11 protein-coding genes are annotated in these 13170 nt (G+C 33.3%); 7 read left to right on the forward strand and 4 right to left on the reverse strand.

The annotated features are described in order from the left end of the window. Positions 1–71: 71 nt before the first annotated feature. From HM983_RS09645 to HM983_RS09670, 6 genes are read left to right on the forward strand one after another with little or no spacing between them, the layout of a single operon-like run. On the forward strand, positions 72–446 hold the full coding sequence (locus tag HM983_RS09645) for a 3-hydroxyacyl-ACP dehydratase (protein WP_179345200.1): 375 nt from the start codon (positions 72–74) through the stop codon (positions 444–446). 19 nt (positions 447–465) lie between these two features. Further along, positions 466–1665, forward strand: coding sequence for a DUF2062 domain-containing protein (locus HM983_RS09650; protein WP_179345201.1), 1200 nt, complete (start codon positions 466–468; stop codon positions 1663–1665). Beyond that, positions 1658–4108 carry an MMPL family transporter gene (locus tag HM983_RS09655; protein WP_179345202.1) on the forward strand — a complete coding sequence of 817 codons (2451 nt, stop codon included), beginning with the start codon at positions 1658–1660 and terminating at the stop codon, positions 4106–4108. Before HM983_RS09650 ends, HM983_RS09655 begins: the two co-directional genes overlap by 8 nt. Continuing rightward, positions 4095–4973, forward strand: coding sequence for a cupin-like domain-containing protein (locus HM983_RS09660; RefSeq protein WP_179345203.1), 879 nt, complete (start codon positions 4095–4097; stop codon positions 4971–4973). Before HM983_RS09655 ends, HM983_RS09660 begins: the two co-directional genes overlap by 14 nt. Positions 4974–5014: 41 nt before the next feature. Continuing rightward, positions 5015–6682: a C45 family autoproteolytic acyltransferase/hydolase gene (locus HM983_RS09665; RefSeq protein WP_179345204.1), complete on the forward strand. Its 1668-nt coding sequence runs from the start codon at positions 5015–5017 to the stop codon at positions 6680–6682. Beyond that, on the forward strand, positions 6679–7965 hold the full coding sequence (locus HM983_RS09670) for a phenylacetate--CoA ligase family protein (RefSeq protein ID WP_179345205.1): 1287 nt from the start codon (positions 6679–6681) through the stop codon (positions 7963–7965). Before HM983_RS09665 ends, HM983_RS09670 begins: the two co-directional genes overlap by 4 nt. Positions 7966–7972: 7 nt before the next feature. Here the strand turns inward: HM983_RS09670 and HM983_RS09675 are convergent, their stop codons facing one another. Beyond that, positions 7973–9211, reverse strand: coding sequence for a class I SAM-dependent rRNA methyltransferase (locus tag HM983_RS09675; RefSeq protein ID WP_179345359.1), 1239 nt, complete (start codon positions 9209–9211; stop codon positions 7973–7975). 215 nt (positions 9212–9426) lie between these two features. Between HM983_RS09675 and HM983_RS09680 the strand changes: the two genes are divergently transcribed. Further along, positions 9427–10740, forward strand: coding sequence for a phenylacetate--CoA ligase family protein (locus tag HM983_RS09680; RefSeq protein WP_179345206.1), 1314 nt, complete (start codon positions 9427–9429; stop codon positions 10738–10740). On the opposite strand, the gene HM983_RS09685 is transcribed toward HM983_RS09680, so the two are convergent. The 3 genes from HM983_RS09685 to HM983_RS09695 form a co-directional block, all read right to left on the reverse strand. Continuing rightward, entirely contained in the window at positions 10737–11756 is a 1020-nt protein-coding gene (locus HM983_RS09685; protein ID WP_179345207.1) for a sugar-transfer associated ATP-grasp domain-containing protein, read from the reverse strand. The two genes, HM983_RS09680 and HM983_RS09685, sit on opposite strands and share 4 nt — an antisense overlap. 99 nt (positions 11757–11855) lie before the next feature. Then, positions 11856–12497: a GNAT family N-acetyltransferase gene (locus HM983_RS09690; RefSeq protein WP_179345208.1), complete on the reverse strand. Its 642-nt coding sequence runs from the start codon at positions 12495–12497 to the stop codon at positions 11856–11858. 24 nt (positions 12498–12521) lie between these two features. Then, positions 12522–13166, reverse strand: coding sequence for a GNAT family N-acetyltransferase (locus tag HM983_RS09695; RefSeq protein WP_179345209.1), 645 nt, complete (start codon positions 13164–13166; stop codon positions 12522–12524). Between the last annotated feature and the right edge of the window lie 4 nt (positions 13167–13170).

Below are 13170 nucleotides of genomic sequence, written 5' to 3' on the forward strand. Positions count from 1 at the left end.
TACAAATTTTTCTCATTTTTAATCGAAAAATTCACTCGAAGTGACGAATTTTATCAAAATCCAAAATGGATATGCTTTTAGAAAATTTTTATGAAGTTTTAGAGTTAAAAGAAATTGAGGATACAAAACTTTTAGCTTCAGTTAAAATTAATGACAATCATCAAATGTTTAAAGGTCATTTCCCAAATCAGCCTATCACACCTGGTGTGGCCATGCTGCAAATTTTAAAGAACTGTTTGGAACTTCATTTTAAAAACAAACTGTTTATGAAATCCTCTTCCAATGTCAAGTTTTTGGCTTTGGTTGAACCAAGTATAAATTCAGAATTGAACTTCAACATTCAATTCGAAGAAAATCAAAACCAAATAAAGGTAAAAAACCTGACTTCTTTCAATGACCATACGGCTGTTTTAAAATGTAATGCTACATTTGTAAAACTCACATAATTTAAGTCGAATCCTCTGCATGGCAAACCTTACCACAACGCAAAAACTAAAGCAATACAAGTGCTGTGTGGTCATCCCAACCTATAATAATCATAAGACTTTGAAGCGGGTTTTGGATGGCGTTTTGGCTTTTACTGAAGATATTATCGTAGTCAATGATGGTTCTACGGATGCCACAACTGAAATTCTTGATTCCTATTCACAAATTATACATCTCAAAAAACCAAAGAACACAGGAAAAGGTACAGCGCTCAAAATGGGCTTTAAATACTCGGTTTCATTAGGATTTGATTATGCCATAACCTTGGATAGCGACGGACAACATTTTCCAAAGGACATTCCAAATTTCATTGATGCACTAGACCACTCAAAAAACAAAAACATTCTCATTATTGGCGATAGAAATATGAATGAAGCTGATGTTTTTGCACAGAGTGCCAAAGGTAATCGGGTTTCATCATTTTGGATGTACGCGGCAACTGGATTACGCTTAAATGATTCACAATCAGGATTTAGACTTTACCCAATTAAATCTATGGACTTCATTAAATTCATGAAATCCACCAAAAAATTTGAGTTTGAAATTGAAGCCATCGTAAAATCGTTTTGGGCTGGTGTGGAAGTGTTTCACGTACCCATAGATATTCTTTACGACCCGGAAGAACGTGTGTCACACTTTAGACCATTTATGGATATTGCCCGTATGGTAGTGGTTTATACATGGTTTTTGTTGGTGCGATTATTCTATATCACGCCTAGAAATTTTTTCAGGAAATTAAAAAAAAAAGGAATTAAACGCTTTTTTGTAGAAGACGTTTTAAGACATCAGGATTCGCCGAAGAAGAAAGGGCTGTCTATAGCTTTAGGTGTATTTCTGGGATTGTCGCCACTTTGGGGATTTCATACGGTCATCGTGATTTTTCTGGCTATTTTGTTTCGGTTGAATAAGATTATAGCTCTAGTGTTTTCAAACATAAGCCTGCCACCTTTTATACCATTTGTATTGCTGTTAAGCTTGCAGGTTGGCGATTGGGTTTTGGGACAGGAAACACATTATTCAATTGAGGATATTCGTGAAAATTTTGACATGTTTCAGCACTTAAAAACTTATCTCATTGGAAGTATTACGCTTTCTACAGTTTCTGCCGTAGTCTTTGGGATTTTGGGTTATTTTATATTTTCAGTATTAGACCGAAAAAAAATTCCCGTCAATGGATAGATTATTCCATAGCATTTACAACTTCATAAACCAACGACATTCAGTTTTTGCACTAGTACTTTTTGTTGTTTTTGGATTATTGATTTGGTCAGCCTCAAAAATTAAGTTTGAAGAAGATATTTCAAAATTAATTCCATTAAACAGTGAAAATACCGAATTACAAAAAGTACTGAACACCACAAAATTTGCAGATAAGATTATTGTAAATGTCAATTTAAAAGCAGAAGGGAATTTCTCTGATTTAACCAATTATGCTACCGATTTAACCGATAGTTTATCGCAAAACTTTTCAGAATATATATCTAAAATCCAGGGTAAGGTTGAGGATGATGATGCTTTGAGCACCATTGATTTTGTTTACAATAACATACCGTTATTCCTTGATGTTGAAGATTACAAAACCATTGTCAGAAAACTGAACAAAGACTCAATTGAAGCCATTACCCAAGCCAATTACAAAACATTGATTTCGCCAACTGGCATCATCGCAAAATCAACTATTGTAAAAGACCCTTTGGGAATCACGTTTTTGGGTTTAAAAAAACTGAACCAAACTGGTTTGGCAGATAATCTAGTTTTGAAAAACGGCTTTTTAGTTAGTAAGGACGAGAAGAACATCCTGCTTTTTATCACACCAAAATTTCCTTCGAGCGATACAGAAGTGAATACACTTTTTTCAGAAAAACTATATGAGCTTCAAGATGATTTGAATGAAAAGTATGAGAACCAAGTTTCAAGTAGTTATTTTGGTGGATCGCTGATTGCTGTTGCTAATGCAAAACAAATAAAAACAGATATTCAATTTACGGTTGGAATTGCTTTGACGGTTTTATTATTGCTATTTATTTTCTTTTACCGAAAAGTAACTATTCCAATAATTCTATTTATTCCGACATTATTTGGTGGACTTATAGCAATTTCAGTTTTAGCGATTGTTCGCTCTGAAATTTCAGCAATTTCATTGGGAATCGGTGCGGTTTTGTTGGGCGTTACTTTAGATTACTCATTACACATTTTAACACATATCAGAAATAAGGAAAGCATAGAATCGATTTACAAAAACGTATCCAAGCCTATTTTAATGAGCAGTATTACTACGGCATTAGCGTTTTTATGTTTGCTATTTATTGAGTCTCAAGCCTTACAGGATTTGGGGATTTTTGCTGCTGTGAGTGTGGTTTGCGCTTCGGTTTTTGCTTTGGTTTTTATTCCTCAAGCTTATAAAGTTAAAAGTTCGACTAAAAAAGAAAGAAAGACATTTATAGATGCTATTGCGAGCTATAAATTCAATGAGAATAAGATTTTGATTGGCTGTATTATTGCCCTATCCTTGATAAGTATTTTTACGTTTTCTTCGGTAAATTTCGATAAAGATTTATCACATCTCAATTTTGTTCCAGCCCATTTAGAGCAAGCTGAAAAAGAATTGGATGCCATTACAAATACGTCGTCAAAATCTTTGTACGTAGTGACTTATGGCAACTCAAAGGAAGAAGTTTTAAAAACTAATGACTCAATTTTAAGTAAACTAAAAGCACTAAAATCTAATCAAGACATTTTAGGATTTAATTCCGTAAGTGCATTGGTAAAATCAGAAGCAAATCAGCAGGATAAAATTGAAAAATGGCGACAATTTTGGAATCAAGACAAAATTGATTCCACCAAAGCAAACCTTATTGAAAGTGGTACAAAACTTGGCTTTAAACAAAATACATTCAACAAATTTTATAATCACTTAGAAACCGATTTTCAACCTTTAAAGATTGAAAATTATAAAACTTTAAACACCATTCCAATTGAAGATTTTATTTCTGAAAATTCAGGTTTTACATCCATTTCTTCAATTGTAAAAGTTGACGACGACAAAATAATTTCAGTCAAAGAAACCTTTGAGGTTTTTTTAAACACCGTCGTTATTGACCGACAAGCCATAAGCGAAGGGCTTCTGGGTAATTTACAAAAGGATTTCAATTCGCTAATCTTATGTAGTTTTGCTTTCGTTTTTCTACTGTTATTATTGTTTTACAGAAACCTAAAGTTAACGCTCGTTACTATTCTTCCGATTATATTGACCTGGTTTTTAACGCTTGGAATTATGGGATTGTTCGGTTTAAAATTCAATATTTTCAACATTATAATTACCACGTTTATTTTCGGTTTGGGTGTGGATTATTGCATTTTTATAACAAACGGATTAAAGCATCAAGCCAAATATAGCTTAGCATTAGCAACACATAAAACGTCCGTGATTTTATCGGTTATAACTACGCTTTTGGGTGTTGGTGTTCTGATTTTCGCAAAACATCCTGCGTTGCATTCCATAGCGCTGATTTCCATAATTGGAATATTTTGTGCTATGATTATTGCATTTACAATTCAGCCGTTGTTATATAATATTCTTATTTTTAAAACTGTAAAAAAGATCAAAAATGGGAAAGATTAAAACCGTGCCTATTCCTCGAATAAAATCCATATCCAAAGAAGATTTTATTGAGAACTACTTTAAAAAGCAAAAGCCTGTTTTAATAGAAGATTTAGCTAAAGATTGGCCTGCTTATAAAAAATGGAATCTGGACTACATTCAAAGTTTGGCAGGCGACCAAATCGTGCCACTTTACAATAACGAGCCTACAAAAGGACGTCAGAATTCTGTTGTGCCAGCAAAAAAAATGAAGCTCTACGATTACATCGAAATCTTAAAAACAAAGCCAACGGATTTGAGAATGTTTTTTTACAACGTCCTTCAAAAAATGCCTGAATTGACCAAGGATTTCAGCTATCCAGACTTGGGTTTAAAATTCTTTAAAAAATTGCCTGTAATGTTTTTTGGTGGTAAAGGCTCAAAGGTTTTGGCACATTACGATATGGATTTGGCGGACTTGGTTCATTTTCATTTTCACGGTACAAAAAACGTTACTTTGTTTGCACCAGACCAATCAAAATACCTTTACAAGGTTCCATTTACCGTCCATAATCTTGAAATCATTGATATGGACAATCCCGATTTTGATAAATATCCAGCTCTTCAACTTGCAGAAGGTATGCACGTAGAAATGAATCACGGTGAAGCACTCTATATGCCAAGCGGTTATTGGCATTATATAACTTATGAAAATGGCGGATTCTCAATAACCTTACGTGCCTTCCCAAGAAAAGCTAAACAATTTACCGAATTTGTGACCAATATTGTTTTTATGCGAACGTTTGAAAATGTAATGCGACGCATCGTTGGGCAAAGTTGGGTGGACAATAAAGAAACTCGTATGGTTAAGCGTGTGAATGAGAAGTTTGCTAACAACAGTTTATAAAATTAGGGATTAGAAAAGATTATTGCAAATTCGCGGAATTAGTGTCAAAAAATGTTTATTTCATATCGATTTTAATAGTACTGCTCAACTCATGCGGTATAAAAAAATCTATAAATGACCGACCAGATCTTTCAAGTTACAACTCTAATATTCCTGAAAAAATTACTGTTAACGATTCTACATTTTACGCTGGAAACAACTTTTTAGTCAAAAACAAACAAGGCCTTTGGGAACTTTATGTTGAAGGAGACCCCTTAGAACGTGGCTTAATCACAGGAAGTCTTACCAAAGATTTAATGTACAAACAGGAAAATGTTTTTTTTGAAAAGATAAACGAAATGGTTCCTTCTGAAGGTCAACAGAAATTCTTGAGAAAATTTTTATCGTGGTACAATCGTAAAATGTACAAACACATTCCTGAAGAATTTAAAGCCGAAATTTATGGTGTGTCTCGTTATGCTTCAGATGATTTTAATAGCATTGCACTACCCTATTTACGCTCATTGTATTTGCACGGAGCACACGATATTGGTCACGCTTTACAAGATTTAGCGTTGGTGGGCTGCACGTCTTTTGCAGCTTGGGATGAGAAAACTGAAGACGGTAAATTACTCATCGGTAGAAATTTTGATTTTTATGCTGGAGACGATTTTGCCGAAGAAAAAATTATTGCTTTCGTAAATCCAGATCAGGGAAATAGCTTTATGTCCGTAACTTGGGGCGGATTTATTGGCGTAGTTTCAGGTATGAATAACAAAGGTTTAACGGTAACAATAAACGCTGGAAAATCCAAAATTCCGTTGGTGGCAAAAACACCTATTTCTATTTTAACACGAGAGATTTTACAATATGCTTCCAACATTGATGAAGCCATTGCGATTGCCAAAAATCGTGAAGTTTTTGTATCCGAATCCATAATGGTTGGCAGTGCTACAGATAAAAAAGCAATTTTGATTGAAGTATCGCCAAATGATCTTGGGGTTTATGAGGTTGAAAATTCCAATGAGCTGATTTGTTCCAACCACTTTCAAAGTGAAGTTTATAAAAAAGACCGAAGAAATAATAAAACCATTGATAAAAGCCACTCGCAATATCGTTTTGAACGCATGCAAGAACTTCTGAATGAAGAAGAAAAAATAAACCCAACTGAAGCTGTTGAAATCTTGAGAAATAAAAGAGGGTTGGATGATAAAAACATTGGGTTGGGTAATGAGAAAGCGTTGAACCAATTATTAGCGCATCACGGTATTGTGTTTCAACCTGAAGATTTAAAAGTTTGGGTGTCTTCAAACCCTTACCAACTGGGCGAGTTTGTAGCTTATGATTTGAATGAAATTTTCAATGCAAAAAAGGAAAAGCCTTCACAGGTTTCCATATCGAATTCTGCATTAAATATTGCTGAAGATGGCTTTCTAAATACTGAAATTTTTAGCAATTATGAAACTTATCGTATTTTGGAACGAAAGGTGGAAGCTGCTTTAGAAAATGAAATAGACGTTTCGGCACAAGATTTAAATCAACTGACACTATTAAATCCTGAATACTGGAAAGCGCATAAACTAACGGCTGATTATTATTACCAAAACAAAGAATTTTCAAAAGCTTTGGGCTACTATAAAAAAGCGATGACGAAAGAAGTTACAACGCAACCAGATGTTGAATATATCGAAAAACGTATAAAGAAGTCCCAACGAAAATCCAATAGATGATTCCAGATATAGAAACACAATCCGCTTCAAAAATAAAAGCATTTCAAAACGAAAAATTGAATGTACAATTGAAGTATGTTTCAGAAAATTCCCTTTTTTATAAACGCCTTTTCAAGACACATAATATTTCAATATCTGATATCAATTCAATAGAAGATTTAATCAAGGTTCCAACAACTTCAAAATCAGATTTACAAAACTATAATTCAGACTTTCTTTGTGTAGAAAAGCAAAGTGTTGTCGATTATGTTACGACTTCCGGAACTTTAGGTGATCCAGTGACCGTTGCCTTATCCGATAAGGATTTGGACAGATTGGCTTATAATGAGGCTATTTCATTTGCATGTGCAGGTGTAACTAAAGGAGATATCATTCAACTTATGACTACCATGGACCGTTCTTTTATGGCTGGGCTGGCTTATTTTTTGGGTGCTAGAAAATTAGGGGCAGGAATTATACGCGTTGGTGCTGGAGTACCAGAATTGCAATGGGATTCGATTTTAAAACACCAACCGACTTATATTATAGCAGTACCTTCTTTTCTTTTGAAGTTGATTGACCATGCAAAATCAAATAATATTAATGTGAATACCTCTGGAATTAAAGGAGCTATTTGTATTGGAGAACCAATTAGAGACGAGAACTTTGCTCTAAATACTCTTGGAAAGAAAATAATAAACAATTGGAATTTAGAGTTGTATTCAACTTACGCTTCCACCGAAATGCAGACAGCATTTACTGAATGTGGATTTCAAAATGGTGGTCATCTGCATCCTGAATTGATTATTACAGAAATTTTGGATGATAATGACCAACCCGTAAAACCCGGAGAGGTTGGTGAACTTACCATAACCAACTTAGGAGTTGAAGCTATGCCTTTAATTCGATTTAAAACTGGTGACATGCTCGCTGCGCATTACGACGCATGTGATTGTGGTAGAAACACTATGCGTTTAGGACCTGTAACTGGAAGGAAACAGCAGATGGTAAAATACAAAGGCACGACATTATATCCGCCAACAATGATTAATGTTTTAGAAGAATTTGAAGCTGTTAATAGTTTTGTGATTGAATTGTTTCACAATAAAATTGGCACAGATGAAATTCTAATAAAAATCGCTTCAGATACGGAATCTGAAGTTTTATTGCAAAACATTAAAGACCACTTTAGGGCTAAACTGCGTGTAACACCTCAAATTGAATTTTGTGATGCTTCTGAAATTAAAGCTTTGAGATTTCCAAAATTGAGCCGTAAACCCATTTTGGTTATTGATAAGAGATAATCCAGAACTATTCCAAAAACCGATAATAACCACATTTTAAATATGCTCCTTCAGGGAATGCAATCGGATGGTCACTATCATGTTGTGTTTTTAAAACAGTCTCAAACAGTCTTGTTTGCTCATTAAGTACACGCTGATTTAAATCAAAAAATGATTGCGCTGTAACTCTAGATGAGCAAGAAGCCAATACCAACAATCCTTTTTTTGCTGTGAGTTTTGCACCTAAATCAGCCAATTGAGCGTATTTCTTTTTCGCCAATTCAATATCTGATTGTTGTTTCGCAAAACTTGGTGGGTCTATAACTACGACATGAAACACTTTGTTTTCTTGGATCATTTTTTTCATCTCAACAAAAGCATCTCCTGCAATTGTGTTGTGCGTGCCGGAATAATCATTCAGTTTTCCGTTTTCAATCGCTAAATCCAATGCTTGTTTACTAATGTCCAAACTTGTAACTTCTTTTGCACCATTGGCCAATGCATGTACTGAAAATCCTCCAGCATAAGAAAATACATCTAATACAGTTTTGTCTTTACTAAATTCACCAACGCGTTTTCTATTGGCACGATGGTCTAAAAAGTAGCCTGTTTTATGACCTTTAATGACGTTGGCCGAAAACTTTACACTGTGCTCGACAAATTCTACAACCTCATCTTGTAGTTCGCCAAAAACTACTTGTCCATCGATAAGATTATGATCTTTACTATTCTGAAGCCCACGACTCAATCTCAATATAATTGTTTTAGCCTTTGAGATTTTTTGTAAACTTTGCAAAATTGTATCAAGATATGGCAACCATATTTCTGAATATAATTTGACTACCAAAACGTTAGCATAAACATCTGCAATTAACCCCGGAAAACCATCATTTTCGCCAAAAATTAAGCGATAGCTGTTTGTATTGGTTTTTAATAGTTCAGTACGTTTGGTTTTGGCTAATTCAATCTTGTTTCTGAAAAACTCTGAGTTGATTTCCGCCTTATATTGTGCGTGATGTATAATTTTAATACGAATTGGCGAATCGGCATCGTAGAGACCAAGAGCAATTACTTTATTTTTATTTTTGCTAAATATTATTGCAACATCTCCTGTTGTAGCGTCGTCATTGATTTTTACAATACTATTTGAAAACACCCAAGGATGCCCTTTGACTACGGAATGCTCACCCTTGGCATTAAGTTTTACAGCCAAGCGTTTTTGAGACATATAATTATTACTGGTGATCTTAAAAGACTCATTATCCATAAGAATAAAATATGCCGTCAAAGGTAAAATTATTAACCTATTTGATTCAATTATACTGATATTAAGTTTATATTAATATTTTCGTATTTGCTTTAAAAACTTATAAAATGTGGGAAAATATCATATATTGGCAGACAGAACCCCTAATTTTTAGCAATTTCTGAGGGTTATAAATATAATATTAAATTCTTAGTTATTGATTAATAGCACGTTAAATGAACCTAAGTCAAACACGTAATCAAATATACTGGTTACTTGATAGCATCAAGGGCTCCAAGATCAAAGAGCATTATCAAGAAATTGAATTTTGCTCTAGTGATCCAAATTCTGATGAAGCTAAAAAAATAAGGGAACGAAATTTAAAGCGTTTGTTGAAACATGCCAATAAGACTACTCCATATTATTCCAAATTAAAATATTCAAAGAATATTTCAGATTATCCTGTCATACGAAAAACCGTGATTCAGGAAAATTTTGAAGCATTCCAATCTTCAAATTATTTAGATAAAGATAATTATAAAGTTTCGACGAGTGGATCTACCGGAGTCCCTTTCTTTCTTTTTCAGAATGATAAAAAAAGAAATAGAAACCATGCTGATGTCATTTTCTTCTGTAATGCATGTAACTATAATATAGGTGATAGGCTCTACGAGTTAGAGGTTTGGAGAGAATATAATCAAAAAGGAAAATTAAAGGCCATGTTGCAAAATGTGGTACAGTTTGATATTTCACGTTTAACAGATGAGAGAATTGAGGAATTATTAGGCCTTCTCAAAAACGATTCGCAACCTAATAAAATTTTATTGGGATTTGTTTCCGCTTTTGAACTTATAGCTAAATATTTGGAAAATCATGATATCTACCTTCAAGATCTTAATATTAATTCTGTAATAGCCAACTCGGAGTATCTCAATCCATATACTAAGGAGACCTTAGGCAAACATTTAAACACAGTGGTACTGTCAAGATATTCTAGTGAAGAAATTGGTATAATAGCACATCAAACTCTTAACTCACCAAATAATTTTGTGATCAATCATGCTAGTTATCATGTAGAACTGTTGAATTTTAATAATAACGAACCTGTAAAGCCGGGTCAATTTGGTAGAATAGTTGTAACCGACTTATTTAATTATGCCATGCCGATTATTAGATATGATACCGGAGACATTGCGCAATTGGGTTTTGATGATAGAGGAGCTATGAGGTTTGAGCAAATTGAAGGTCGAAAAATGGATGTAATTTATGATTCTAAAGGTAATTTAGTTTCATCTTTTGTTGTCTACACTAAGTTCTATAAATACTATAAACTTCTTAAACAATACCAGTTTATCCAGCAGAGCGAAAAAGAATATGAGGTGAAATTAAACATACAAGGTGATCAATTTGATTTTGAAGAAGAGTTAATAGCTGATATTAAATCTGATTTTGGAAATGACGCTAATGTTATAATCACATATGTAGACGAAATACCTGCCTTGGCTTCTGGAAAAAGACGAAAGGTAGTTAATAATATGGATGAAGGTTAATGAGATTGCCTACCAAGTGCCAAAATTTCATCTGCAAATTCACCAAACAGAGGGCCATTTGGGATTTGAATTTCTACTCCTTGATAATAGGTGTTGTATTCAATAAAAATTGGCAAATCATCACTATCAATGCCAATATCCCAAGACACGATTCTGAAATAAGGTACTTTAACATGTAATGATTTAACCATTTTGACCACAAGGTCATAATTTGGGATTTTTTGTTCACCAAAAAATATTCCAGAAACCGTTTTTTCTATTATGTCTCCTGATTTTGTGTGTGCTTTTGCTTTAAGCTTCCCAGATTCATTAACTCCACAAAAAATCCCACCACCTGAAAAATTATCGGTTTTGCTACCAGGCTCACCAATTCTCACAGCTGAAGATAATATATGAACGTCATCCTCTCGGAGATAAGTCATAATTCTCAAGGTGTTGAGTGATGAAGGATTAAGTGATTTTAAGATTTTACTTTGTTCAACGAATTCTTGGACTATAAAGTTCTTTTTGTATAATTTGAATAATTCTAACGTACTTAGTCCATCTAAGGTGGTTTGATTGTTATTTATCTCAAAAATTTCAACCATCTTACCTTTTCCTGATTCTAAGGTAGGCTTTATTATAAGTGGTTTATCTGCTGCATTGCATGCTTCCAACGCTATTGATTCGCTCACAAGTTTATCCTCAAAATAATAAAACCCATTAATGTTTTGAACCACTCTGACAGGTTGGTTGAACTCCTTAAACAAATTATAGGTCAGGTTTTTATCTAATAATGCGGGCCATTGTTGTTTTTCATTCAGTTTATAACCAATGTATGGTCTAAAAATATCCAAGGGGACATAATCCTCATGAAAAACCCCAGTAACTCCTGTATAATATCTATGCCAATATGTGTTTCTGAGCTTATACCCTCTTGCCTCGTAGTATGCCTTGGCCGCTTTAATTTGATCTTGTTTTAACTTTGGTATTTTTCTTTTTTTTAAAGACTCTCTTACTTGTTTTCTAGTATTCATTTTTAAGTTGAATACTTGAAAATCTGATTGGAGCTTCAGAATACGCTTGGTAACAAGTTGCTTTAATTTATGATACATAAATATAAATTGAAATTAAATTCAATAGTTTTTTAGTGTGAAGTTCATGGTCCATTTGTTGAAAAGTATAACACTAAGGTACAATGCAACAGTTTGAGCGTTTGTTTTTTTTTGAAACTTAATAGCTGATTTATTAAAATACTCACTAATAGAATAATGATATAAAACTCCTTGTTTCTCCAGAAGGTTGAAACGCTGATATCTCAAATACGGCGCTATATTTTTACCCCTATAATTTTCAAATACATAAGTACTATGGAAATAACTATCGTTTTCACCTAAATGAAAATAGCGCTTTCTAAAATAAAAAGGCTGTCGTCGCATAAATGAATAAGCAACAATCTCATCATTATGCTTTATGCCTATACAGGTTTCTCCGTTTTTTAAATTTTGTAATAAATCTTTTCCTTCAATGCCAATTATTGCATTCTTTACATAATTTACTTCTGGTTCCCCAAAAACAGAAAGCTTTAAGTCTAATTTATCACCTTTTATGTATTGTGGTGTGGTTGTGTCCAATGATGACTTAAATAAATAATAAGGCATAAAATCTAACCCAATTTTCGCCAGGTTATTACGTACACCATGTAGAAAAAGTCCATTTTTAATAATGTTCTTTAACCATATAACCCTTTCAGATAATCCTTTTTCTCCTACTTCCATCGATATTAAAAAAAATATAAAAGATTATTTATAAGATTTAAGAGTAAAATTCATAGTCCATTTTTTAAACAAAAGCATACTGAGATAAAGTTTTACAGGTTTGGAGTTCAATTTATTCTTAAATCTAATGGTAGATTTATTAAAATATTCACTTACACTGTAATACTTTGTAACACCCTCTTTTTCTAATAATTTGTAACTATGAAAGCGAAGATATGGAGCTATATTTTTACCCCTGAACGCTTCAAAAGTGTACATGCTGTGTAAATAACTTTCTTCTGACCGTAAATTGAAATGACGTTTTCTAAAAACAAACGGCTTTCTTTTAATAAACATATAGGCAGCAATGGTACCTTTATTTTTAAGACCTACGCAGAGCTCACCGCTTTTTAGATCTGCCATAAGATCTTTATCTTCAATACCAATTATCGTACGCTTAACGTAATTAATTTCCTCCTTACCAAAAATTGAAATTTGAAATTCTTTGTCTTCTCCTCTAATTTCTGGAGGTGTTATAGTACTGGTTGCTTCCCGTACCCAATAATATGGCATAAAGTCCAATCCTATCTTGGCTAGGTTGTTCCTGACACCATGTAAAAACAATCCGTGTTTTATGATATTGGATATCCATTTTACTTTATTGGATAATCCCTTTTTGTCCGCTTCCATTTAA

Origin of the sequence: Winogradskyella ursingii, from assembly GCF_013403975.1 — a bacterium.
In the GTDB taxonomy this organism is placed as follows: domain Bacteria; phylum Bacteroidota; class Bacteroidia; order Flavobacteriales; family Flavobacteriaceae; genus Winogradskyella; species Winogradskyella ursingii.